At 59.7% G+C, this 25,391-nt stretch carries 21 protein-coding genes; 19 read left to right on the top strand and 2 right to left on the bottom strand.

Annotated features, from left to right (window positions below; translation table 11 throughout):
* Nucleotides 1-228, bottom strand: a 228-nt coding sequence (locus tag E3O44_RS13635; protein WP_134535318.1) for a hypothetical protein, incomplete at its 3' end; no start/stop codon positions are given.
* Nucleotides 229-606: 378 nt separating this feature from the next.
* Between E3O44_RS13635 and E3O44_RS13630 the strand changes: the two genes are divergently transcribed.
* From E3O44_RS13630 to E3O44_RS13600, 7 genes are all read left to right on the top strand, one after another.
* Nucleotides 607-1,869, top strand: coding sequence for a polysaccharide pyruvyl transferase family protein (locus E3O44_RS13630; protein WP_134535317.1), 1,263 nt, complete (start codon nucleotides 607-609; stop codon nucleotides 1,867-1,869).
* A complete protein-coding gene (locus E3O44_RS13625; RefSeq protein WP_134535316.1) occupies nucleotides 1,870-3,168 on the top strand; it encodes a lipopolysaccharide biosynthesis protein in 1,299 nt (432 codons plus the stop codon).
* Nucleotides 3,169-3,337: 169 nt separating this feature from the next.
* A complete protein-coding gene (locus E3O44_RS13620; RefSeq protein WP_134535315.1) occupies nucleotides 3,338-4,771 on the top strand; it encodes a tyrosine-protein kinase domain-containing protein in 1,434 nt (477 codons plus the stop codon).
* A 2-nt stretch (nucleotides 4,772-4,773) separates the two neighbouring features.
* Nucleotides 4,774-5,355, top strand: a complete 582-nt coding sequence (locus tag E3O44_RS13615) for an arsenate reductase/protein-tyrosine-phosphatase family protein (RefSeq protein WP_241976327.1) — start codon at nucleotides 4,774-4,776, stop codon at nucleotides 5,353-5,355.
* 3 nt (nucleotides 5,356-5,358) lie between these two features.
* Nucleotides 5,359-6,375: a hypothetical protein gene (locus E3O44_RS13610; protein WP_134535314.1), complete on the top strand. Its 1,017-nt coding sequence runs from the start codon at nucleotides 5,359-5,361 to the stop codon at nucleotides 6,373-6,375.
* A gap of 73 nt (nucleotides 6,376-6,448) precedes the next feature.
* The gene (locus E3O44_RS13605) at nucleotides 6,449-7,936 is read left to right on the top strand and encodes a sugar transferase (protein ID WP_174775082.1); all 1,488 of its coding nucleotides are present in this window, start codon (nucleotides 6,449-6,451) and stop codon (nucleotides 7,934-7,936) included.
* A gap of 537 nt (nucleotides 7,937-8,473) precedes the next feature.
* Entirely contained in the window at nucleotides 8,474-9,637 is a 1,164-nt protein-coding gene (locus E3O44_RS13600) for an IS30 family transposase (protein WP_134535312.1), read from the top strand.
* A gap of 303 nt (nucleotides 9,638-9,940) precedes the next feature.
* Here the strand turns inward: E3O44_RS13600 and E3O44_RS13595 are convergent, their stop codons facing one another.
* The gene (locus E3O44_RS13595; RefSeq protein ID WP_134535311.1) at nucleotides 9,941-11,296 is read right to left on the bottom strand and encodes a hypothetical protein; all 1,356 of its coding nucleotides are present in this window, start codon (nucleotides 11,294-11,296) and stop codon (nucleotides 9,941-9,943) included.
* An 809-nt stretch (nucleotides 11,297-12,105) separates the two neighbouring features.
* Here E3O44_RS13595 and E3O44_RS19650 point away from each other — a divergent pair.
* The 12 genes from E3O44_RS19650 (at nucleotide 12,106) to E3O44_RS13535 (ending at nucleotide 25,389) form a co-directional block, all read left to right on the top strand.
* Nucleotides 12,106-12,669, top strand: coding sequence for a glycosyltransferase (locus E3O44_RS19650; RefSeq protein WP_241976326.1), 564 nt, complete (start codon nucleotides 12,106-12,108; stop codon nucleotides 12,667-12,669).
* On the top strand, nucleotides 12,666-13,703 hold the full coding sequence (locus tag E3O44_RS13585; protein ID WP_166792663.1) for a glycosyltransferase family 4 protein: 1,038 nt from the start codon (nucleotides 12,666-12,668) through the stop codon (nucleotides 13,701-13,703). Before E3O44_RS19650 ends, E3O44_RS13585 begins: the two co-directional genes overlap by 4 nt.
* Before the next feature lie 58 nt (nucleotides 13,704-13,761).
* On the top strand, nucleotides 13,762-14,607 hold the full coding sequence (locus tag E3O44_RS13580) for a glycosyltransferase family 2 protein (RefSeq protein WP_166792662.1): 846 nt from the start codon (nucleotides 13,762-13,764) through the stop codon (nucleotides 14,605-14,607).
* A 382-nt stretch (nucleotides 14,608-14,989) separates the two neighbouring features.
* Nucleotides 14,990-16,444 (top strand): oligosaccharide flippase family protein, encoded by a 1,455-nt coding sequence (locus tag E3O44_RS13575; RefSeq protein ID WP_134535307.1) that lies wholly within the window; start codon nucleotides 14,990-14,992, stop codon nucleotides 16,442-16,444.
* 1 nt (nucleotide 16,445) lies between these two features.
* Nucleotides 16,446-17,378, top strand: a complete 933-nt coding sequence (locus E3O44_RS13570) for a glycosyltransferase (protein WP_166792661.1) — start codon at nucleotides 16,446-16,448, stop codon at nucleotides 17,376-17,378.
* Nucleotides 17,379-17,817: 439 nt separating this feature from the next.
* The gene (locus tag E3O44_RS13565; RefSeq protein WP_134535305.1) at nucleotides 17,818-18,801 is read left to right on the top strand and encodes a GDP-mannose 4,6-dehydratase; all 984 of its coding nucleotides are present in this window, start codon (nucleotides 17,818-17,820) and stop codon (nucleotides 18,799-18,801) included.
* A gap of 13 nt (nucleotides 18,802-18,814) precedes the next feature.
* Nucleotides 18,815-19,777, top strand: a complete 963-nt coding sequence (locus tag E3O44_RS13560) for a GDP-mannose 4,6-dehydratase (protein WP_134535304.1) — start codon at nucleotides 18,815-18,817, stop codon at nucleotides 19,775-19,777.
* A 162-nt stretch (nucleotides 19,778-19,939) separates the two neighbouring features.
* Nucleotides 19,940-21,631, top strand: coding sequence for a DUF4012 domain-containing protein (locus E3O44_RS13555; protein WP_166792660.1), 1,692 nt, complete (start codon nucleotides 19,940-19,942; stop codon nucleotides 21,629-21,631).
* Between the two features lie 68 nt (nucleotides 21,632-21,699).
* Nucleotides 21,700-22,233, top strand: a complete 534-nt coding sequence (locus E3O44_RS13550) for a hypothetical protein (protein ID WP_134535302.1) — start codon at nucleotides 21,700-21,702, stop codon at nucleotides 22,231-22,233.
* 282 nt (nucleotides 22,234-22,515) lie between these two features.
* Nucleotides 22,516-23,067, top strand: coding sequence for a hypothetical protein (locus E3O44_RS13545; protein ID WP_134535301.1), 552 nt, complete (start codon nucleotides 22,516-22,518; stop codon nucleotides 23,065-23,067).
* A 185-nt stretch (nucleotides 23,068-23,252) separates the two neighbouring features.
* Nucleotides 23,253-24,566 (top strand): UDP-glucose dehydrogenase family protein, encoded by a 1,314-nt coding sequence (locus E3O44_RS13540; protein WP_134535300.1) that lies wholly within the window; start codon nucleotides 23,253-23,255, stop codon nucleotides 24,564-24,566.
* Between the two features lie 49 nt (nucleotides 24,567-24,615).
* Nucleotides 24,616-25,389 (top strand): HAD-IIB family hydrolase, encoded by a 774-nt coding sequence (locus tag E3O44_RS13535; RefSeq protein ID WP_134535299.1) that lies wholly within the window; start codon nucleotides 24,616-24,618, stop codon nucleotides 25,387-25,389.
* Nucleotides 25,390-25,391 lie beyond the last annotated feature (2 nt).

Here is a 25,391-nt window from a genome sequence, read left to right as displayed (position 1 = left end):
CGACGTCTGCAGCTGGGCCATGTTCGCGTGCACCGCGCCGTACTCCACGACGTAGTCGCTCTCGGTGAGTTCGATCTTGAGCGCACCCGCCGGCAGCGCCGCGGCCGTGCACAACGCGAGCAGCCGGTCGGCGGTCTCGGTCTTGAGCGCGCTCATCACGAGCCAGTGCGGGCCGAAGTTCGCCATCAGCGTCGTGGGGATGTTGAGGAGCAGATCGTTGTCGCGCACGTCTGGGTGGGCCGCCAGCGCGAGAGTGACCAGGACCGTGGATGGAGAGGTCAGGGGCGGTGCAATGCCACGCAGAACACGCCCAGCCCGCTCTGATCTGACACATCGTTGCATACATGATTCGCGTCGAGAGTGCGAGCCTACCGTCGCAAGCGGTCGCGAGCCTATCGCGCTTCGTCTAACAGACCCTGCCTATCCGCCGGGCACGAGCGTGGCGTTTGTCGCTGAGGCGACAGCGCGTCGGAGCGAACATGGCGACAGGGGGCGCCATCTGACTAGTCGTGCACTGAAACTCCACGGAAATGTTGAGGAATTCGCGGTGAGAATCCAAGACAGTCTCGATTTCGCTCGGCTTGGTCTCTGAGACTCGGGAGTGAAATGAGGAATCTTAGACTGTGTACAATTTCATTCGCGAAGATTTTTATTGTCCCCGCAGAACGCGTCGTGGATCGGAGATGTGCTATTCAAGCAACGATTGCAACAGTCGGTGCCTATGACCGATTTAACTACGGTGACCTCTTGTTTCCGCTGGTGCTCAATCTGGTGGCTGGATCTATGGAGCTTCCCGAACTGCGTCATTTCTCGGTGAGATCAGCTGACATGCGGCAATTCGGTGGCGCGCTCGTTTCGAGCTCAAGAACTCTGTTTGACCGCGGGGATGACGACTTGACCGTCGGCAGATTAGTAGCAAGCGTCGTAATTGGCGGGGGAGAGGTATTGGGCGCAACTTGGGGTCAAGCCGCGACTTCCCTCGCCCCATATCCGTTTGACCGGGCGATGAATGCCTTGCGCAAGTTCGGGTCGCCCCAGATCTACGACCTACTCGGGCGGTCGGTGCTTCGTGGTGAGTGGGCGACTCCATACGTCCCCTCGTACAAACATGCTCGGCGTTCCATTCTTGTCACCAGCGCAATCGGAGCATCCTCGCTGGATAGCTTGCGGGCAAGCCCTAAGCGTGAAGTAGTGCGGGCGCTCTCGAGTGCAAGTTACGTTAGCGTTCGAGATGAAATGGGGCGGTCTGCTCTTTCGAGGCAAGGGATTGAAAGTGAATTGGTTCCAGACAGCGTCGCCATACTCACCGAGCTGCGCAGCATCGATCTTCCTCCGGTCGATTCCGAGCTAGTGTTCCAGGTGTCTCAAAGCTGGCTGAAGTCGAGGCATGGGCCCACCTTGGACGCCATCGAACGTCTCTCGAAGGACTTCGCGACGATCCGCCTGCTTCCCATCGGGCTTGCTGGGGGGCATGGAGATCAGTTCGCCCTCGCTGGCCTTCATAAGGACTTGAAAGGGCGCGGAATCAGGAATGTTGTCCTCTGCCGCACCTCTACTGTCTGGGACGTGGCGGACGCCATTTCAACCGCCGATGTGTTTGTCGGTACGAGCCTGCACGGCGCGGTGACAGCGATGGCCTACGGAGTGCCACATGTGGGACTCGATTCGATCAGCAAGCTTGACGCATATTTGACTACGTGGGGTGGTGGCCTGACTCCGGTTGGTGTGGACATCGCGTCGCTTGACTCAGCTGTCGCGATCGCTCGACGTGTGTCGAGGAGTCAGCTTGAGAGCAGGAGCAGATATCTGGGCGCGTTGGCCTGGAAGAACTCCGTTCGAGTTCTCGAGACCGCGGCAGGACACTCATAGGTGCCAGGAAATCGGAGCGGTCCCCGAATATCCCCAGCTCGCCGTTTGTCGAACTCACCCTCAGTCATAGTATTGGCCCGAATTCTTTCGGCCTTTCTTTCCCTGCTGAGTGCACCCATCGTGGCGCGCGCACTCGGGCCAGAAGGGCGTGGAGAAACGGCCGCTGCGTTGGCGGTGACGGGTCTGGCTCCGCTCCTAGTCGGTTGGGGGGTGCCTCTCGTCGTGCGTCGACTCAGTGTCGACCGGAGCCGAATTTCACCTGCCATTCGAGGTGTTCGGATAGTTGCACTTTGGGCTCTCCTGCCTAGCGCTGTGATTGCTGGTGGCTGCCGCTACTTGCTGTTACCGACTGTGGACAACGCCACCGGCATCGTCTTCATAGTTGCTGTCGCGAGTGCCCCTCTCTCTGTCGTGTGGATCTGCACAGCCAACGTGCTTGTGGCGCAACGACGTCATGGAGCGTTTGCCCTCATCAATCTGCTCCCAGCCGCCATTTCTGTAGGCGCACTAATCGTCGGATGGCAGTGGGGGTGGATAACGGTTGGCTATGTGCTGCTTGCGAATCTATTTGGGAACGTTGGCACATTTGTTACGGTGTTGTTCCTCGTCCCGGTGACAGTTCGAGGGCCGCGAGTGCGAGCCCGAAGCCTACTTCGAGACGGAATGAGCTTCGGGGGAAGCCAAGTTGCAGAAGCAGCCTCCTATCGACTGGACCAGGCCATCGCGTTGCCGCTTATGGGCGGCGCCCAAGCTGGTCTGTATTCTGTCGCGGCTACGGTTGCTCTCCTTCCCTACGCGGTCGGACAAGCCGTTGGAACTGCCATCTTCGGGAATATCGCCGAAGATGTGACTGCTGAAGTTCGCCAGGAGCGGATCGCGCAGGCGGTACGTGCGGCCTTGCTCATCGCGGGTTTGACGGCTGTTGTTCTGGCGATCGTGACGCCGTTCGCTGTACCCCTCGTATTTGGCCGAAATTTCGCCGGGGCGGTTGGCCCAACCATCGTGGGCCTGATTGGCTCTATAGCTGTCGTCCTTTCTTACGTGGCCTCGAGCGCGTTGGTTGCGCTCGGGCGGGGCAGCGCAATTCTGTTTGCGCAACTTCTAGGACTTGCAATCGGCATATGTGCCTTGGCGATTTTGGGAACGCTTTGGGGAGCCCTGGGCGCTAGTATCGCCTCTTCGATGGGCTTCTGGAGTTGTGCACTTTATGCCATCGTGTCCCTGCGCCTTCCGGTTGCACTGCTTGTGCCAAGACGATCGGACTTTTACTCTGCAGCTCGGATGCTGCTGAGAGGCTAGCCGTGTACGTCGACAGGACTCCATATGTCCGGGCTTGCCTGCCGACCTTGAACGCCCTCTACCTCGTCCCACTCCGACTTGTGCGATAATGACCAAGGGGCGTGCACATCGGGCCTTACCAATGGCTTCTGCTCAAGCGGTAGAACGCACTTCAGGGAAAGGCCGCCGCGTGGAACTTCGCGACTACATTCGCATTCTGCGTAAGAGCTGGGTGATGATCATCCTTCTTGCGCTTGTTGCGGTCGCTGCGGCCTCCACATACTCGATCCTGCAGACCCCCAAGTACAGTGCCGTCGCGAAGGTCTTCGTCTCGACGCAGGCCAGCGGCACGACGAGCGACCTGGCCCAAGGCAGCAGCTTCACCGTGCAGCGAGTCAAGACCTATTCCGACCTGGTTAGCGCGCCCATCGTGCTCCTGCCCGTAATCGGAACCCTCAACCTCGGGATCACCGCCGACGACCTGTCCAAGCGGATCACGGCGGCCGCACCGCTCGACACCTCGATCATCGAGATTACCGTGCTGGACACCGACCCGGTGCGGGCCGCGAACATCGCCAACGCCACCTCACAGAGCCTGACCGCAGTCGTGCAGCAGATCGAGACACCGACCGCAGAAGGCGCCGTCTCTCCGGTCAAACTCACGCGCGCTCAGGAGGCCACCGTGCCCTCCGTGCCGGTGAGCCCCAACGTGCCGCTTAATATCGCGCTCGGCGCCCTGCTCGGCCTCGCCCTCGGCGTGGGCCTGGCCGTGCTCCGTGAAACCCTTGACACCCGCATCCGAAACGAACGAGACGTCGAAAGCGTCACCGACGCGGCCATCCTCGGCGGCATCGTGTTCGACCCCAAGGCGCAGGACCGCCCCCTCATCGTGCACGTCGACCCGCGCAGCCCCCGGGCCGAGAGCTTCCGCACCTTGCGTACCAACCTGCAGTTCCTCGACGTCGGCCGCACCGACCGCAGCTTCGTGATCACTTCCTCCATCGAGAGCGAGGGCAAGAGCACTACCGGCGCCAACCTCGCCATCGCCCTTGCCGACTCCGGCGCGAGCGTGCTGCTGGTCGACGCAGACCTGCGTCGCCCCAAGCTCGCCGACTACATGGGCATCGACGGCACAGTGGGCCTCACCGACCTGCTGGTCGGCCGTGCCGACATGAAGGACATCATCCAGCCCTGGGGCAAGGCCAAGTTGTTTGTGCTGCCGGCCGGACACGTGCCGCCGAACCCGAGCGAGCTCCTCGGCTCGGCCCGCATGTCATACTTCGTCGGCGAGTTCAACAAGGCCTTCGACGTGGTCATCTTCGACGCCCCGCCTCTGCTCCCCGTGACGGATGCCGCCATCCTGGCCAAGAGCGTCGGTGGCGCCATCGTCGTTGTCGCCTCCGGACGCACCCAGAAAGGCCAGCTCAAGGGAGCACTCGCGGCCCTCGACAATGTGGGAGCCACGGTCTCCGGCCTCGTGCTCACGATGCTGCCGACCAAGGGCCCGGACGCCTACGGCTACGGCCGCTACGGCTACGGTTACGGCTACGGAGACGAAACCGTTCCGGAGCCGGCCGTCGCCGGAACGCACCACAACATCCTCAAGCCCAGAGCGCGAGTTTAGCGGTGTCGGCGAACCCTCTCAGCGTGCTCATGGTCTGCACCGGCAACATCTGCCGCTCTCCACTGGCCGAGCAGCTGCTGCAGACCCGGCTCGCTGCCGCGGGCGTGCCGGCGACGGTCACCAGCGCGGGTACGCGGGCCGTGGTCGGTCACCCGATGACACCCGAAGCCGCGGCCCTGGCCATTCTCTACGGGGCTGCCCCGCTCATTCACGCGGCGACCCAGCTCACGCCCGAGCTGGTCGCGGCGGCAGACCTTGTCCTCACTGCCACCCGCGAGCACCGCAGCGAGGCCGTCGCCCTGCACCCGCGGGCCGCCCGCTACGCCTACACGCTGAACCAGTTCGCTCGTCTGGTCGACGCAATCCCGCCCACGCCGAGCGCCGATCAGGAAGCGATCACCGCCTACCTGTCCGAGGTTTCCGCCACCAAGGGTCTGACCCCGCCTCCACACGACCTCGCTGACGACGACATCGAAGACCCCTATCGCCAATCCGAAGAAATCTACGATCGGGTGGCCCACTCGATCGACGACGCCGTCACGACGATCACCACCGCCCTGGCCGCCACGACAGTCAGGCTCTAGCCCATGGCCCGCCCGTCCCGCCACGTTCCCCGCGACACCTCCCGCCGTCGCACCGGGGTGTACATCGGTATCGCCGCGTTCATCGCCGTCGACATTCTGCTGATCGTGTTGGCCCTGAACTCCAATCGTGCCGCCGCGACCGCCGAAACGGCGGCCCCCATTCACACCTTCGGGGTAACCAGCGTGGAACCGACACCGACGCCGGCATCCAAGGTCACGCCTACAAAGACCGCTACAGCGACCCCTGCCTCAACCGCCACTCCGGCCGCCGCCACTCTCCTCCCGGTGCCGCCGACCCGGCTCCTCGGTGCCGTCGACGCCAAGACGGCCTGGCGGGCCCAGACCGGATCCTGCCCAACTGCCGCGGCGACGCCCGAGCTCACCACGGACGCTGGCGTCACATGGAAGAAGACGGACGCCTCCGGCCCCACCAAGGTCACCGCGCTGCAGCGCCTGACAGCAACGAGCGAGAGCACCGTGGAATTCGTGGGCCTGGCCAAGCAGGACTGCGCCCCCCAGTTCGTGAAGACCTTCGTTACCGGTGACAACTACTCTTCATACCCGGACAAGCTCGCCGGCACCTGGTACGTCAACCCCGCCGACCGGGCCACCGTGCAAAGCCCCGCCGGCGCCGAGAAGGCCCCCTGTGACGCCGTCGTCACGCTCGCCGTGCGCGACAGCAAGAACGCCGCCGCCCTCTGCGCCGACGGTCGTGTCTTCGCCACCACGGATGCCGCCACCACCTGGTCCGCCCCCGTAACTCTCTCTGGCGTCCTCACCCTCACCGACACTGACACGGGCTATCTTGCCGCCGCGGTCGGGCGCGCTGACTGCGCCGGCGTGCAGGTGCTCACCCTCAAATCTTCCCTTGAATCCGCCGTGTCAGGTTGCTACCCGACACCGACCCCGGCCCAGTCCCTGCCGGGCAACGTCGCGATGTCAGGAGCCTCAGGTACTCTGTGGCTCTGGGTCGGCGACGCACTGGGCCGCTCGTCTGACGACGGGGCCACCTGGAAATAGTCGCTTCATCGACGAGGGCCCACACTCCTCGTTGTCGTAAAACATGCGGTGCCCGATTCGCCGCAGGGGGAAAATGAACGAGAGAGAAGCATCGACGGCACCGCCCGTGGACAAAAAGACCACTACCCGTGACTGGCGCGACATCTACGCCGGTCGGCTCGTCATTACCGACCTGCTCGTCCTAATCTGGGTTGTTTTCGGCGTGCAGATCCTCTGGTTCGGGCTCGACACGGCAGATCTCGAGTTTCGTGGCAGCCCGCTCGGCCTCAGCCTCGACTACACGGCGGTATCCGTGATTCTCATCGCTGGTTGGATGACGATACTCGGCGTGTACGGCAGCCGCGGCTACCGCGTGCTCGGCACGGGCCCTGACGAATACAAACTCATTGCCAACTCGTCCCTCCGACTATTCGGGCTCTTAGCGATCGTCGCGTATCTCTTCCATATCGACGTGGCGCGGGGGTACATCCTTATTGCATTTCCGATGGGAATCGTCGTGCTGATTTTTTCGCGGTGGATGTGGCGACAATGGCTGGTTGTGCAGCGATTGCGTGGGTCGTTTACTTCTCGCGTTCTGCTCGTAGGCTCAAGAGAGTCAGCATCACGAATTAATCGCGAGCTAGTTCGTCTACCGGGGGCAGGGTACCTCGTTGTCGGCGCATGCGTGCCTCACGGTCGGATCGGTGAAACGCTTGCAGACACACTTGTACCCGTGCTTGGCGACATGGAAAGCGTGCAGATTGCACTCGATCAAGTCCATGCCGACACAGTCGTGGTGACCGGCGGTGCCGAGCTCTCACCAATTCGAATGCGAGAGCTCAGCTGGAGCTTGGAACCGGGGAAGCACCATTTAGTTGTTGTACCCAGCCTTACGGACATAGGCGGGCCTCGGATTCACAATCGACCAGTCTCGGGGCTTCCACTGATTCATGTTGAAACCCCAAGGTATGAGGGGCGAACACTCTTCACGAAGAGGGCATTTGACGTCCTGGCTTCTGGGCTCTTGCTTGTTGCACTTTCGCCGATGCTCGTTTTGATAGCAATGTCTGTAAAGTTTGACAGCTCGGGATCAGTAATCTTCCGTCAAGTTCGAATCGGCATTAACGGCGAGCATTTCGAGATGTACAAGTTCAGATCTATGGTCAATGACGCAGAAGACCAGTTGGCGGAAGTACGTGGGCGGCAGGACAATGAAGGCAATTCAGTGCTTTTCAAAATGAAGGTAGATCCGCGAGTAACTCGAGTTGGCCGATTTATTCGACGTTTTAGCCTCGACGAATTACCTCAGCTATTCAATGTGTTTATTGGAAGTATGTCGCTCGTTGGCCCGCGACCGCCGCTGGAAACGGAAGTCGAACAGTATGAATCGCACGTGCACCGACGCTTTCTTGTAAAACCCGGGATCACGGGACTCTGGCAAACCAGCGGGCGCTCAAACCTGTCTTGGGAAGAGACCGTTAGGCTCGATCTCTACTATGTCGAAAACTGGTCCATCGCGGGCGACCTAGTGATACTTTGGCGAACTGCAAGGGCAGTTATAGCTCGAGAGGGCGCGTACTGAGGGTTGTTTCGCTAGCGACAGAGCGTCTGTTGATGCAGCCGCAGGATTGTCAACGGCCATGCCAAACTGCGCATATGCGGCCATGGGATTGCCCGCTGATGGCCATGAGATCTGCCCACCTCTATTTCTGAATCCCCGCCCGGGTGCGTGGCGAGAGTCCCTTCCTGGGATCTGATGACGGTTTCAGTCGCATCAAAGTCGCACAGGAAGACGCCCTGAATGAAGTTTGATGGTGAAATCATGGAAATACCCGCTGCCTACGCCCTGGCCTAGTCGTTGCGTGCCGCGGCCGAACTCACGGGCTCCCTGCATCACACCGAGGCCCGGTGCGTCGCCGCGCGCGACGCGGGCCGGCCGCTCGCGGAACCAGCTTACCGGGGTCGGGTCACGGATCCGTTCTTGCTGAAGACCGAGGAATGGGTTGACGCGTGTCAGCGCTCTTTGAAAAGTAGGCCAGTTTCGCTGACAGTTTCAAGCGGTCAATGCAAGGGTGTGGTTCCGGTGACCTCCTAATCTGCTTCTTGGGAAGGAGCGAGAATGGGACGGAAACCAAAGCCACCGGAACAGCGGATGGCGTTCTTTACGGCATGTGCGTCGGGTGCGTCGCTTCGAAAGTCCGCAGCATTGGGGGGAATTTCGAGGTCGACGGCCTGTCTGTGGCTCAAGCAGTCTGGTGGTGTCAGACCGCGGGCGACGAAGCCTCGGCCGGCGTTGCGGTTGTCGCTCGATGAGCGTGAGACGATCTCGCGCGGTCTCGCGGCTAACCGGTCTCTTACGTCGATCGCCGCCGAGCTAGGTCGGCCGGTTTCCACTGTTTCGCGGGAGGTGCTTCGCAACAGTGGGAGGCATGGATACCGTGCCGCTCATGCTGAACGTCTCTCCGAGGCCCGGAGCCGGCGGCCTCGCCTCGGGAAGCTCGCTTTGGATGATCGTTTGCGCGAGCACGTGGAATCCAAACTCCAGGTCTGCTGGTCTCCGCAACAGATCTCGAAGCGCCTGATCGCGGAGTTCCCGGACGACTCGGCGATGCGGGTGTCTCACGAGACGATCTACACCTCGCTCTTTGTGCAGGCCCAGCCCGGTTTCAAAGCGGAATTGACCGCCCAGCTTCGGACTCGGCGTTTGCGGCGCCATCTGCAACGGCGTGTTGCCTCCGGTGGGAAGAAGTCACGGATACCGGGCCTCGTGCCCCTGAAGGACCGTCCGGCCGAGGCGAACGACCGCAAGACACCCGGCCATTGGGAAGGCGACATGATCGTGGGACGTTACGGTACGTCCCACATCGTGACTTTGGTCGAACGGCACAGTCGCGTCCTGATCGCCGTCCCGTTGCCGCACGGCGCCAGAAGTGAAATCGTGATCGCGGCACTCATCGAAACCTTCAACAAGCTCCCCGCTGTCATGCGCCGAACGCTGACCTGGGATCGCGGCAACGAGATGGCTCGTCACGCTGATTTCACGATAGCGACCGGGATTCCCGTGTTCTTCTGCGACGCGTACTCACCCTGGCAACGTGGCACGAACGAAAACACCAACGGCCTGCTCCGCCAGTACCTGCCCAAGAGCACCGATCTCAACCTGACCAACACAGAGAGACTTGAGGAAATCGTGGCAGAACTCAACAACCGCCCGCGGAGAACACTGAGATGGCAGAATCCTCATGAGGTCTTCAGCGCCGCCTGCGTTGCGTTGACCGCTTGAAACTGTCAGCACCAAATGCCTACTATTCAACGAGCGTCGACAGACGCGTCGCAGGGCAAGATCCGTGCGGACTGAGCCCACGCGAAGCTGAGCGCTCTGGGACATGCGGAGTCGGAGCGGTCGGCGCGGCGCCCGGTCGCGGATGACCGTGCTGCGTTCCGGCTAGGCCGGGTGGGGGTCCACTAGCTGTGGATTACGGGGCTCACTCGAGCCTCCATAAACCCGGGGCTTGACACCAGGGGATCAACAGCCGCCAGTTGTTGACACTGATAATAGTGGCAGGCCCCAAAAGCGTCTTTGGCATTAAGCCGAAGCACGCACCGCCTTGTCGTCCAGGCCGGTATCGCCCATTTGCGAACTCTGCACTGGAATAACCGGATTCTTTTGGTGGGCTTTTGGGGCAATCGACCAGCACGCGCTCGCGCATGCGGCGATCAGGGTCCAAAGGATTGGTGAGGAAAGATCGGGTGTTGCAATTACTTTCGCCACGAGGACAGAAAAGAGTGCCCACGCGATGGCGCGTCCACTTCCGAATCGTCCAGCGTGCCAGATGATGCGCGCAGCCAGCCACAAGAAGGATGCCAGTCCGACAACTCCCACGCAGGACAAAAGCATCATGGCAAAGGACGACGGCCTGTTGCTCCCAAGCCCGGCACCAATCCAGTAGGTATCGCTCGACACTCTGATTGAGAAAAGGTCGGCGCTTGACCTGGTTATCTGCGAATGGCTTCCGATCTTCTCACCTACTATGCCGATAATCGAGTTAGCCGCCGCACCTCCCCAAAGCAGGACGGCTACGGCCCCAACCAGAATTACCAACGTGGCAAACATCGCTCCTTGACCACGAGTCAGGAATCTTGAGACACCGTAGACGAGAACTGCAACGCTTACGATGACGGCAGCGACTGTTCCCGTTCCAGTCATCGAGGCGGACAGATTCACTCCAGCGAGTGCCGCAAGAATCAGGTAAGCAACCCTTCTTTTGCCTCGAGCTGAGAAGAACATGAAAAAGAAATATACGGCTGCCGCGATTGAGAATTCTGCCAGTAGGGACGGTTCAGCGAACACTCCGCGCAGCCTTGAGATCCCGCCGACGTCACCATTCGTGTAAATAGACGTTCCTGTGTCGAACACTTCAGACGGCCAACGCCCACCTGTCCGCACGACCAGGAGATTGGCTGAAGAGAGTACTGTTCCAACGCCGAAAGTCACGGCAGGCAAATGAATGGTCGCCGGATTCTTTACCAGGAAAAACACGAACCCCACTGCTATGAGCAAGTATGACGCTTGAGCCGCATTGGAAATTCCCGGAGCCAAGATGGCGGGGTCAAGCACCCCAGTATCAATACCGTTCCGCGGGCTAAGTACCCGGATGCCGGCGAATATGATCGGGCTGAGGGCAGTCACGAAGACTGCCCAAACTACGAACAGTTTGATTGCTCCCACACCCGGCCCAACTACTCGGCTGCCAAAAAAAAGAAACCAAAATAGTGTAGGAATCGCCAAAAGATAGAACGGGCTGATCGCATTGTCGTTTAAGAGGATTGCGGCCGATGAGGGAAACGCCGCGGCTATCGCAAGTAGCCAAGGATACGCCGAACGTCGTAACAACAGGGTTGCTGCAGCGGCTATGAGAAAGGCAACCCCCAATATTGTCACAGCGATATCTTAGCAATCAGATAAGTACGCCAGGCCCTATCTCCAACTCGTTGTGAACAGACTCACCAACATTTTGACCCGTAGTGGCCGCACGAAAGTAGGGTCTTGCCTTGGACGCAACATGGTATTTTTGCGGCTCGTTGGAGGCAACCTGCGGTAGGTTCCGAGCCGCTGATGCAACGACAAGAAGTTAGACTCGGCCTGGACAAAGCAGTCTGACCTGCATCGGGCCTCGATGCTGAGTGCTTTTCTAATTGGAGGGGGCAATCGCCATGCCTGAGATTATTGTCCATGAGTGGATTGAGGCTCACGGTGGGGCTGAAAAAGTCTTGGATTCGATTGCCTCGTTGTATCCGCTCGCGCAGATTAAGTGCCTTTGGAACGATGCACCATATCGATTTGAACAAGGCCGAGTGTCCGAATCGATACTAGCCAGGACCCCGCTCCGGCGGAACAAAGCTATGGCCCTTCCGCTAATGCCGCTGACGTGGAGATATTCTGGTCGCTCCAATGCTGGCCTCATCCTGTGCAGCTCGCACCTATTCTCTCACCACGTGCGCTTCTCAGGGGCTGCACGGTCGGCGCCTAAAATTGTGTACGCGTACACCCCTGCTCGGTACATTTGGAATCCCGAGCTCGACACGAGAGGCGCCTCATTTGGCGCCAGAGTGGCATCAGTTCCGCTTCGAAAAATTGACCGGGCTAGAGCAAATGAACCTCGGTCTATTGCTTCCATAAGCGAGTTTGTCCGATCCAGGATCCAATCCGCATGGGACCGTGACTCGCAAGTCATTTATCCGCCTGTGGACGTGGCTTTCTACACCAACAAGGCACAGGACTGGACGCCAGCTGAAGAAGGAATACTCCAGTCGCTACCAGATGTGTATGTGCTTGGTGCATCCCGATTTATCCCCTACAAGAGATTGGAAGATGTCATTCTTCTTGGGAAGGCCGCGGGTGTTCCAGTCGTACTGGCAGGCGATGGCCCCCACGCCCCAATTCTCAAGGCCTTGGCGGAGCGCACTGGTGCTTCTGTGCAATTCGTCGTCAGGCCGAGTGCGCAGTTGCTTCGAGAGCTATATGTCAGAGCGCTGGCTTATGTCTTCCCTCCAGTCGAGGACTTTGGATTAATGCCCGTCGAAGCAATGGCTGCCGGCACACCAGTTATTGCTCGGGCGATTGGTGGGGCTTCAGAAACGGTCGTACATGGAAAGACAGGAATTTTGCTGGACGAGTTTGAGCCTGTGTCGATGCGCAATGCAGTTGACAATGTGGATTCTCTAAAGACATCCGACTGCGTGGACAGAGCGTGGGAATTTGACCAACTCGTATTTGAGAGAAAGATGACCCGATGGGTAGACGCAAACCGATGATTGGAATAAACGGTAAGTGGATCGGGCACCCAATGACCGGCACGGAACGATACGGGACCGAAGTGTCGAAGCGCGTTATACGTTCTCTCGGCTCCGCGGCTACACTCTTCATTCCGAAGTCAGCCCCAATCCCGGCTTGGATTGGTGATTGTCGCGTAGTCCGCTCGCGACTTGATGGAAACGCGTTCGAGCAGATTGCACTACCCTGGCTCGCTCGAAACCACCACCTCATCAGCGTTGGTGGTCCGGCGCCACTGGCGAAGCGAAACCAAACCGTAACATTATTTGATGCAAGCGTCTTTCGATTTCCCGATACCTTCGGCAAGGCGTTTTCAATGTGGTATCGATTCATGTATCTAGTGCTAGCTCGCACGGCAAAGTCGGTGGTGACCATTTCGGAATTCAGTGCAATTGAAATTTCAGACGTTACCAGGACCCGACGAAAGCACTTTACTGTTGCACTATGCGGGAGTGACCACTATCGAGACCTAGCGCCCAGAAAGCCGGATCTCGATATCCCCGAGGTTTTCGTAGTCTGCGTGGGCACGATGGCTCTTCGCAAAAATCTAGTACCCGTGTCAGCTGCGCTTGCCGAGGCAGGCGTTAACACGGTCATCGTTGGTGCTTCTGGCAAGGCCAAAGTTTTCGGAAAGCAACGCGTGCATCCAGCTGCAAGTGATTCCCTGATCTTTGCAGGTCGTCTCTCGGACGAGGAAATTGCTTGGCTTTACGAACACGCCGTCGCGCTCGTGTTCCCGTCGTTATACGAGGGCTTTGGGCTCCCTATCGTGGAGGCGCAGACGCGTCGTTGCCCGGTCGTTTGCTCAGACGAGCCGATAATGCACGAGGTCGGCGGTTCATCCGTGCTCTATTTCAATTCTAATTCACCGTCAGAGGCAGTGGCTAGGGTGGCAGAACTACGTGAATCCGTTGGTCTGAGGGAAAAATTGATTGAAGCAGGCGTAAGAAATTCGGCTCGCTTTAGCTGGGACGCAACAACAGAGATCATCTTGGGGATTGCGCGGAACAGATGAGTATTTTCGAATCGGGGACTTTCCGAATGCAAACTCTGGCTGAGTATTGATGGGCACTGTGAGCGCGATCACGCTCAACTGGCGTGACACGAAGCGCACGACGGCATGCGTCCTGAGTCTTCTCTCTGAGCCCGAAATACACCACGTTATTGTTTCCGACAATGAAAGCGACGGCAGTTTACGCGCATCTCTGGGCCCACTTCTGGACGATGGTCGAATTTCAATTATCGAATCCGAGAAGAACCTTGGATTCGCAGCAGGAATCAATCCAGCGCTCCTGGCTGTATTAGATTCCGAGGCAGAGTTTGTCTTTGTGGTCAACAATGACGCGGTCGTTGAGCCTGGAGCGATAAAGGCATTAGTCCACCGCATGAAACTTGATGATTCCCTAGGGATTTGTGGCCCCAAAATACTTAACCCGGACGGATCTGTCCAGACGCTAGGCGCTCAAGTTTCTCCCATAAGGGCGTCAGTTCGGCAGATTGGCCTAACGGGACAGCCGGATTATCTGACATGGGCGGCAGTCCTGATGAGAACAGACGCTATCAGGAGTGTTGGACTCCTCGATGAGCGATTCTTCATGTATTGGGAAGACGTTGAATATTGTCTTCGAGCCAGAGACCTCGGTTGGGGAATTTGCGTTTGCGAAAGTGCATCAGTTGTCCACGAGCTTTCCGCATCGGGAAGGGGAATCGCTGAGACAGTACGCCGCTACTATGTGGAAAGTTTGGTTCAGTTTGCTTTCTTGAGGAAGGGCGGTTGGATTCTCGGGCTTCCGTTTAGGCTTGTTATCTTGATTCTTGCGCGGATTCGGGTTTTCGATCTAAGAGGCGGCGCGGCTGTTTTCGAAGGAGCCGTTGATGGTGTGCTCAAGACGTGGAAGGCAGGGAGGCTTGAGTCCTAGTTTCCTTTTCGAGAGAAGTTGTTGCACTCGAAAGCCAGATTTGATTTGCACAACTACTTCTACCGGCGTCTCGAACCAGTCGAATCCCGATAGCTCGTGGCGCTGATTTGTTCGTGTCGAGGACGATCGATACTCATCAGTAGCTGAGCCCGCGTGAGTATTTGCGCATCTGGCGGCGCGTGCTGTTGACTCTCGGGGCCAGGCCATTGATCGATGCGGCGAGTAGGGCGGCGTGAGTCGACCGGATATTCTCGTTGGGCCATCTGCTTGGCTCTTTCCGCTGCGCGGATTGGCGCGCGGCGAAAGGAGCAATTAGCAATACGAGCGAACTAAGTGCGTGATCGTCGCGACTGACTTCGATCTCAGCGGATATGGTTAGCGAATGGAACGAATTCTGAAAGCTACCGTGGTAGTGGGGCTTAGCTCGCTGCTGACCGTAGCTTTCGGCGCTGTTAGGTACAAATTTATTGCCACAGAACTCGGTGCCACCGGCGTTGGACTGCTAGGAATACTCACGTCGGGAATAACCTTCGGCGTTGTGCTGTTCAGCCTTGGTTTGAACACGAGCGGTGTTCAAGCGGCGGCGGCGGCGAGTGGCGACAAGGCGAAGTTTCAGCTGACGCGATTTGCGCTGTTGCGCGGCTCAAACTGGCTGGGAGTCGCGGGTGGGCTGATTGTCGCTACTTTGGGTCTAACCTTGGGCGCGTCTTGGTTTCCGGCACCAGTTGAACCCGCGTTGATGATATGGATGGGTGTTGCACTCGGCTCCATGGTTGTGTCTGGCGGGTACTTGGCTCTCCTGAACGGCACAGGGCGTATTCGAGCCCTTGCCGTGAGTAATGCATTGGGTTCTGCTGTCGGAACCGTAGTCACGATCGCTGCCGTCTTCATTTCCGGTCAGGCCGGCCTCATCGCGGCATTGGCTGCCGCGCCAATTGCAACTCTCGCGTGTAGCGGCTGGTTTCTCCTCAGGGACCCGCGGACAATCCCCCGTCCGAATTTCAGCCAATGGTGGCCGGAACTTCGGAGCATGTTCCTTTTGGGGGGAGTCGTCATGGTCGGACTCTTGGTGGGGAGCGCCGCGCAGCTGATTGTTCGCATTTGGCTCCAGCAGACACAAGGGCTACAAATCGTCGGCTATTTTCAAGCCGCGTGGACGATTACCGGGCTCTATTTGGGATTTGTGCTTACGGCACTCGCGGTCGAGTACTACCCGAGAATCAGCAAGCAGGTTAATCATCCGCGCATTCTGAACTCGAGCGTCGACAAGCAAATTCGCGTCGCACTACTCTTGGGCGCCCCAGTTCTACTTTGGATGATGGTCCTTTCACCATTGGTGTTGCACATTTTGTACGACGCAGATTTTCAATCGGCAACAAGCATTCTTCGTTGGCAATTACTAGGCGACGTTCTAAAGATCGTAGGTTGGGCGATTGCTTTCCTGTTGCTGGCGCGAAAGGCACGAGGGGCGTATTTCGTCGCTGAACTAAGTTTCAATGTCTGCTACTTACTTTTGGGCATCCCGCTCGCGTTACAGAGCGATCTTGCCGCAATGGGCATTGCATACGTCGGTTCCTATGCTGTGTACGTTCCGGTCACGCTTTGGCTGGCGCACCGCGAGAGCGGATTCGTTCTTCAGCGAAGTGCTGCCCTGCTAATTCTTGTGCTTCTCGTCGCAGGTGGCGTCACTCTTTGGTGCCTAGAGAATGGTTCGACAGTCGGGATTTATGTCGGATCGTTTGTAGCATCAATTGTGTCAATCGCATCAGCATTCACACTTCACGCATGGCGCAAGGTCGAAAGGCGATCGGCGGTCGATGTGGACTACATTGGGTGACGTGAATTCTGAGATTGAGCCTTCGGTAACTCCCTTGGTGAGTGTTCTTGTGCCGGCATTCAATCACCAGGAATACATCGAAGCTTGCCTGGACAGCGTCGCAGCGAGCGGATACGCCCCTCTAGAAATCCTGGTTATCGACGACGGTTCGACGGATGCAACGTTCCCACGCGCCTCCGCTTGGATGGAAAAGAACAGCCATATGTTGAGCCGAGGGGAGGTCCGGCAGCAGCCCAATGAGGGAATAACCCGCACCCTCAACACGCTGGTTGGAATGGCGTTAGGACAGTACGTCGTGATCTTGGGTAGTGATGATGCACTTGAACCAGGCGGCATTGGGATCCGGGTTGCCGCGCTCGAGCTCCATCCGAAATGGCTCGCAGTCTTTGGGGACTGCAGCGTTATCGACAGCGCTGGCCGCATAACGGCAGCAAGCGCTCTCTCGAGCCTGCATCGAGCGCACGTTCCAAGCCTGCGGGATCCGCGACGAATAGCACGCGAACTAATTCTGAAATGGTCGGTGCCGGGTCCTGCCATGATGGCAAGGCGGTCGGCCTATAGTGCAGAAGGAGTTGGCCAATACGATGAGCGGCTCCGGGTTGAAGATCGAGATTTCTATTTGAGGTTGTTGTGCGTCAGCGCCTTGGGTTTTACTCCTGAGACGGTGGCCAAGTACAGGCTTCATGGGTTGAATAGCATCTTTCAGGGTTCATCTGTCTCCCGTGACATGACCACCGCTGAATGGCAGAGTGTTTCAAACTTTCGAGGGCTTAACCGATGGTTGCTGATCTTGGTCGCTACACGGGGTACTTGCGCGTTGTCAGCGGCCGATCAGACCGAGTCTGGGCATCTTGTGCGCGGGGCGGCGCTCCGACTGATCGGCCGCGGTCTAGAAGTGATAAAGAGGGTCGCTCTAGTCGCAACTCGTCTTTGACATTCCTGAGGGAATGGGGAGATCTTTCCGCGGCGCGTTTCCGATTCGAAAATGAGTTGGCCCGATGATTTCGGTGAGGCGGCCAAATCTGATTTGATCGAACACCGAAATCGTAAGGCCGAAGTGAACAGGATGACATCCTGTTTCTGCAGTCCTGGACTTTGAGCATTTAGCCCGAGGGCGAGGAAACGCTAGGGCTGCGAAATTCGGGCTCTTGTGTCGTTTGCAAATGCATCCGCACCAAGGCCCGTCAGTCGGGTTTCGTCGTATCATTTCGTCGGCTATGTTTCATAGTGGATGGGATTCGGCATGTAGGTTCCAGTAGCCTCGCGACTTATTCTGTTGCCGAACATTCAAACTTTACGCGGGCTGCGTCTTGGCAGCGAAGCGATAGTCCACGACCTAATAGCTACGCCAGAAAACGCACAAACGGAGAGTCATGCCTCGCGCACTAATAACAGGAATCACTGGGCAGGACGGGCTGTATCTTTCCGAACTGCTCTTGAGCAAGGGATACGAGGTCTACGGTCTCATTCGCGGGCAGAACAACCCGAAGCTTGACCTTGTCCGTCGGACAGTCCCCGCCGTGAAATTGCTGAATGGTGACCTCACTGATGTTTCGAGCCTCGTGCGAGTGCTATCGATCGCTCAGCCCGACGAGGTCTACAACCTGGGAGCGATTTCGTTCGTCGCATACTCATGGGAAAACTCCTCCATGACTTCCGACGTCACGGGCAAGGGTGTACTGAATATTCTTGAGGCCACGCGCCTCTATATGGCCGGCGACGCGTCCAAAGTCCGGTTCTACCAGGCATCGTCCTCGGAGATGTTCGGCAAGGTGCAGGAAGTACCTCAGCGGGAAACAACGTTGCTCTGGCCACGCTCTCCCTATGGTGTGGCGAAGGTGTTTGGCCACTACATGACGATCAACTATCGCGAGTCCTATGGACTTCACGCGTCCAGCGGGATTCTCTTCAATCATGAATCGCCGCGGCGTGGGCCGGAGTTTGTCACCAGAAAGATTTCCCAGGCCGTCGCGCGTATTGAGCTCGGTCTTCAGAAGGGCGTAACCCTGGGAAACATCGACGCAAAGCGAGACTGGGGATTCGCTGGCGACTACGTCGACGCCATGTGGCGGATGCTTCAGCAGCCCGAGGGCGATGACTATGTGGTGGCGACAGGTGAAACTCACTCGATTAGGGATCTTCTTGACGTTGCTTTCGCAACGATCGGCGTTGACGACTGGGCGCCTTTTGTAACTCAGGATCCCCAATTCATGCGACCGGCCGAAGTGGACCTATTGATCGGCGATCCGACCAAGGCTCGCGAAGTGCTGGGATGGAAGCCCAAGGTTCCCTTCGAAGAGCTGGTTCGAATGATGGTCACGAACGACATTGCCGAGCAAGCCGTCCTGTCTCGTTAGCGAAGCAACTCAATTGCCGCGCGCACTGATCACCGGCATCACCGGTCAGGATGGAAGCTACCTCTCGGAGCAGCTCCTTGCCCAAGGGTGGGAGATTCACGCGCTCGTTCGAAAAGCGCGCCAAGACAACGAGCGGTTCGTCGACGCCCGGGTCATCACTCATTTTGGTGACTTAAACGATTTCGTCGGTCTTGAGCGCGTCGTCAGCGACGTCGAGCCCAACTACGTCTTCAATCTTGGAGGCATCAGTTCTGTCGCGACGTCTTGGGACAAGCCAGCTGCGACGGGACTCATCAGTGGAGTCGCTGTGGTGGCGTTGCTGGATGCCTCCCTACGGCTTCAGGTGCGCACCGGGAAGGATGTTCGCTTCGTTCAGGCATCCAGTTCCGAGATCTTCGGTAACGCCCGCGCAGCACCTCAAGACGAGAAAACTCCGGTGAAGCCGATCTCTCCTTACGGAGTGGCCAAGGCTTATGCCCACGATGGAGTCAGGATTTATCGAGCGAAGGGATTGCACGCGTCTTCGTGCATTCTCTACAACCACGAGTCGCCGCGTCGTCCCCAGACCTTCGTCACGCGAAAGATCACTATGGGCGCCGCTGAAATAGTGGCCGGAGTATCTGGTCGACTGATGCTCGGGAGTCTGGACGTCAAGCGTGACTGGGGGTGGGCACCCGACTACGTCGACGCCCTTATCCGAGCCTCCCAGGCTTCGGAGCCTGACGACTACGTGATTGCCACCGGTATATCTCACTCTGTTCGTGACTTTGTAGAGGCCGCGTTCGTAGCTGTCGGTATAACCGATTGGGAGCCATTTGTAGGTGTCGATCAGAGATTTGTGCGTCCGGCTGACGTCCAAGAGATGCGCGGTGATGCGAGAAAGGCCTTGCGCGTTTTGGGGTGGAAACCGACCATTGGCTTCACCGAAGTCGTTTCACGCATGGCCCGCCATGACCTGGCTTTACTCGGAAAGTAGCTGTTGGCGAGTCTTCGCTGACACGTCTGGTTGACTGGGAAAATGTCTCCCTCACACTCCGCCGCGCGCCGTCGCGGTCGCCGATCTCGACCACGCAGGGTTGTGCTCTGGGTTGGCGCCGGGGTTGCGGTGCTCGCTATCGGCGCAGTGGCCTGGGTAGGAGTGCGCGGTGTACTCGCCAAGGGCGAACTCGAAAGTGCCATCCCGCTCGCTTCGAAGATTCAAGACCAGGTAGTGTCCGGCGATGGACCGTCTGCTGGCGCGACTGCGGACGAGCTCAGCAGACATGCGGCCAGCGCAGCGAGCCTGACGAGCGATCCGGTTTGGCGGGCCTTTGAGGTTGTTCCGTTTCTGGGACCGAATCTCGTCGCGGTGCGGCAACTAGCCGCGGTTGTCGACGGCGTGGCGCAGAATGCCGTCACGCCGCTCGCCCAGGTCGCCGGGGCGGTCACGCTGGGCGACTTCAAGCCCGTGAACGGCGCAATCAACCTCAAGCCGCTTGTCGATGCTCAGTCCCAGTTCGCTGCGGCGAACACAGCCCTGGTTTCGGCCACAGTGCAGGTCGCAGCGATCGACACCTCGGCGACCCTACCGATGGTGCGTGGTGCGGCCGAGCAGCTGGCGAGTGCGGTCACGAAGGCGGCTGGGAGCGTCGATGATGTGGACCGGGCGGTACGCCTGGTGCCGAGCATGCTGGGGGCATCCGGACCACGCAATTACGTGCTGCTATTCCAGAACCCGGCCGAGTTGCGGGCCACGGGTGGAATTGCCGGCGCCGTGGCTCTCATTCACACCGAGGGCGGGCAGATCAAGCTCGCGCAGCAGTCATCCAGCACGGACTTCCCGCTCTATAAGACGCCCGTGCTCCCGCTGGCGGAAGAGACCCGAGGTCTTTATGGCGAGATCACCGGACAGTACATACAGGACGTCAACTTCACCCCCGACTTTGCTCAGACAGGACCATTAGCGCGGGAGATGTGGAAGCGGCAGTTCGGCGTCGAGGCCGACGGTGTCGTCTCCATCGACCCGGTCGCGTTGAGCTACTTGCTCCGGGCCACCGGGCCGATCACGCTGCCCACCGGCGACGTGCTGTCGGCCGACAATGCGGTGCAGTTATTACTGAGCGATGTCTATGCCCGCTACAAGAATCCGACCGACCAGGACAAGTTCTTCGCGGCCGCCGCGTCATCCGTCTTCTCGGCGGTCTCGAGTGGGAACGCCGACCCGGTCGCTCTCATCACCGCGCTGGCCCAGGCGGGCGGTGAGCACCGGGTGCTGGTCTGGAGCGCGCACGAGGAAGACCAGGCTGTGCTCGCTGATACGACTCTCGCCGGCGGCCTTCCGGTGAGCGACGCAAGCGCTACCCGGTTCGGCGTATACCTCAATGACGGCACTGGCGCAAAAATGGGGGTGTACCTTGACATGAAAGTTGGCCTCGGACAAGCGACGTGCCGCAAGGATGAGCGCCCCAATTATGGGGTCACCGTCACGCTGACGAATACCGCTCCGGCGGATGCCGCGACCAGGCTCTCCGACTACGTCACCGGCGGCGACGTCTACGGGGTGCCCCGAGGAAATGTGAAGACAATTGTCTCGGCCTACGGCGCGCCGGGCATGGAAAACCTGGGAATGACGCGGGACGGCGCCGCTGTGGGCTACCACCCGGGCACCGATGCTGGTTACCCGGTGAGCGCGGTCACAGTCGAACTAGCACCTGGTCAGAGCACGGTTCTGCACTTCGGCTGGCTCGGCGAGAAGCCTTCGGCCGCTCCGCTGGCTGTCCAAATGACTCCGGGAATTCACGTACAAGAAACACCCGGGGGAGACATTGGCTGTGAATTTACCCTAAGGTAAGAAACGTTCCTATTAGGCGCGCTCAGCGTCGGTACATATTTCATCAGCTAACTGGGGGAAATCTCACCATGGTAAAAAAGACTCTCGCGGTCGTCGCACTCGCGGTCCTCGCACTCTTCGCAGTACCGACCGCGGCTACCGCCGCTGGTTACGTTGCTGCTGACAAGGTGACCGTTGCAGGTGCCGAGGTTGCCGGCGGCACCGTCGTCGCGAACTTCGCCGCTGGTTCCTTCACGGCCGGCGAGAACGTTTCCTTCGCCGTCACGGGTTCGGGCACCGTCGTTCTCTCCACAGTCAAGGCTGCCACCGTGTCCCTGGTCAAGGTCGCGTCCGCCACCGGCGCCACCTCGGTCAACGTCAAGCTGCCGGCCGACGCGACCGGCACCTACTCGGTCACCGCAACGGGCGTCACCTCGGCCAACATCGCCACCGCCTCGATCACGATCGTTGCCGCTGACGCCGGAACCACCGGCCAGGCGCTCGCCAGCACCGGCTACAACGCTCCCGTGCTCCTCATCTGGGGCGCCGTCGGCGTTCTCGTCCTCGGCATCGCACTCGTCGTCGTCATGAGCATCGTTCGTCGCCAGCGCGCGAACGCGTAACACCCTCGTTCGGAACCTGTCCTGACGGGTTTCGAGGTTTCCCCCCTAGAACGGCCCCGCACCTCGGTGCGGGGCCGTTTGGTGTTCGTGGGGGCGTAGACCACGTCGCACAGCAGGCGTCAGTGTGCGCCCGGTCGGTTGCAGGCAATGGAACGAAATGTTCACTCGCTTGAAACAGAACAACTGGAAATCCGCTGGGAATGTACCCTAAAGTGGGGGTAGCCTCAGCCGAGGTCAGCCAGTGTCGGCGACGTACATCTGATCCAGGGCAGGGAATGCATCATGGTAAAAAAGACCCTCGCGGTGATTGCACTCGCAGTCCTCGCCATCTTCGCAGTACCGGCCGCAGCGAACGCTGCGGGCTACGTTGCCGACGATCACGTCCTCGTCTCGGGAACCACCGAGCCCGGGGACACCGTCGACGTTGAGTTCACCGACGGTTCTTTCACTCCCGGCGAAGACGTTTCCTTCTCCTGCACGGGATCCGGGCTCGCGACCCTCTCTATCGTCAAGGCCGCAACGGCCACTCTGGTCAAGAGCACCTCAGCCACTGGAGCGGTCAAGGTCGCCGTCACCTTGCCGTCGGACGCGACCGGCACCTATACGCTGACTGCGACCGGTCTCACGTCCGGCACCGTCGGTGCCGCATCCATCACGGTTACGGCCGTTGACTCGGCGTCCACCGCGACGAACACGGGAACTGGCCTGGCCAACACCGGCTACACCACGCCTCTTCTCCTTCTCTGGGCTGCCGCAGGCGCTCTGCTCCTTGGTGTGGCGCTCGTCGTTGTGCTGCGCTTCGTACGCCGTAGTCGTCTCGCCGCGCAGCGCTGACCGGGGCAACGTCGTCCGAGGTGGTGTGAATTCGATGGCCACGAAGTGACCCATTGGGAAGGCCCCGGACGTTGTCCGGGGCCTTTCTTCGGAGGGAGACGGGTGGTTTTTCTCTCGCGAAGCCTGCGGCCTATCCGAGCCTCGCGTTTCTACGCCGCTAGGCTTTTCTCTATGGAGCTGCGCGCATGAAGATATCCGTCATTGGTTGTGGCTACCTGGGTGCCGTGCACGCGGCGGCGATGGTCGAACTCGGGCACGAGGTGGTCGGCATCGACGTCGACGCGAAGAAGATCGCGCAACTCGCCGTCGGGCTCCCCCCGTTCTTCGAACCCGGACTTCCGGAGATCCTGACCTCGGCGATGGCCACGGGCCGGCTCCGGTTTAGCACGGATATTTCCGAGGTTGCCGGGTCCCGGGTGCACTTTGTGGCCGTTGGAACCCCGCAGAAGCCCGGCAGTTACGCGGCGGACCTCACGTACGTCGACGCCGCAGTCCAGGCGCTCCTTCCGCACCTGAGCGAGGGTGACCTCGTCGTGGGCAAGAGCACCGTCCCGGTCGGGACCGCGAGCCGCCTCGCTGGCATTGTGGAGGCATCCGGAACCGGGGCGACGCTCGCGTGGAACCCGGAGTTCCTCCGTGAGGGCTTCGCCGTGAAAGACACCATCAGCCCCGATCGCCTCGTTTACGGTGTCGCCGCCGGTGACCTGGGCGAACACGCTACTGCTCTGCTCAACGAGATCTATTCCGCCGCACTTGCCGCGGGGACTCCGCTCGTGATCACCGACTTCGCCACGGCCGAACTCGTCAAGGTCGCGGCCAATGCGTTCCTTGCCACCAAAATCAGCTTCATCAACGCCATGGCCGAAATCGCCGAGGTGACCGGTGCCGATGTGACCCAGCTCGCCGATGCGATCGGCTACGACAGCCGCATCGGACGACGTTTCCTGGGCGCCGGCGTTGGATTCGGCGGCGGCTGCCTACCCAAGGACATCCGCGCCTTCACGGCCCGAGCCGAAGAGCTGGGTCGCGGTGAATCGGTCGCTTTTCTCAAGGAAGTCGATTCGATCAATCTGCGGCGTCGTCAGCGCGCGATCGACCTCACCGTATCGGCGCTCGGCGGCAGCGCGTACAACGCGAAAGTAGCCGTACTGGGGCTCAGCTTCAAACCGCACTCGGACGATGTGCGCGACTCCCCGGCGCTCGACGTCGCGGTGCAACTGCATGGTCTTGGCGCGAAGGTTGTCGCGACTGACCCGCAGGCCATTGAGAACGCACGGGCCCGTCATCCGCAGCTGACGTACGCCACCGATCTGGAGGAGACTCTGCGCGGCGCGGACGCCGTGGTGCTCGTGACCGAGTGGCCCGAATTCCGGCACCTCGACCCGGACTGGGTTGGCAACCTGGTGAAGAACAAGATCGTCATTGACGGGCGAAACTCGTTCGACCCGGCCGCGTGGCGGTCTTCCGGGTGGACGTACCATGGTCTGGGGCGTCCATAACCGGTCCCGTACGACTGCCGAACGTTTCAGTAAGGAACACAGCACACTCATGACGACTCTTCCCCGCCTGGTCGCCTTCGACCTGGATGACACCCTTGCGGCGTCCAAGTCCCCGATCGACCCGCGGATGGCCGACTTGATGGTGCGCCTGCTCGGTGTCGCCGAGGTGTGTGTCATCTCCGGTGGCCAGATCGGTCAGTTCCACATGCAGCTCATCGACAACCTCATCGACGTCGATGATGCGGCACTCGCCCGACTGCACCTGATGCCCACGTGCGGCACGCAGTACTACCTGCATCAGGGCGGCGACTGGACTCAGATCTACGCGGAGTACCTCACCGACGACCAGAAGTCGCGTGCGCTCGTGGCCGTGGAGACCACGGCCCGAGAACTCGGTTATTGGGAAAGCGACACCTGGGGTCCGATTCTGGAGGACCGCGGCTCGCAGATCACGTTCTCGGCGCTCGGTCAGGTCGCACCGGTCGCGTCCAAGGTCGCCTGGGATCCGACAGGGAGCAAGAAGAATACACTGCGTGAGGCCGTGCAGGCGCTTCTTCCCGACCTCGAGGTGCGCTCTGGGGGTTCCACCTCGGTCGACATCACCCGACAGGGCATCGACAAGGCCTACGGCATGAAGAAGCTTGCCCAGCTGACCGGTGTACCGCTCGACGACATGCTCTTCGTGGGCGACCGCCTCGACGAAGACGGCAACGACTACCCGGTGCTCGCACTCGGGGTCGAGTGCTTCGCTGTCGAGGGTTGGGAAGACACGGCCGCGTTCCTGGAGACGCTCATCCCCAAGCTCGCGGCCGCTTCCGTCTGATT

The organism is Cryobacterium algoricola, assembly GCF_004402485.1.
Classification (GTDB): domain Bacteria; phylum Actinomycetota; class Actinomycetes; order Actinomycetales; family Microbacteriaceae; genus Cryobacterium; species Cryobacterium algoricola.
The sequence above is the reverse complement of the archived record's forward strand: the minus strand, read 5'-3'. Positions and strand labels throughout refer to the sequence as shown.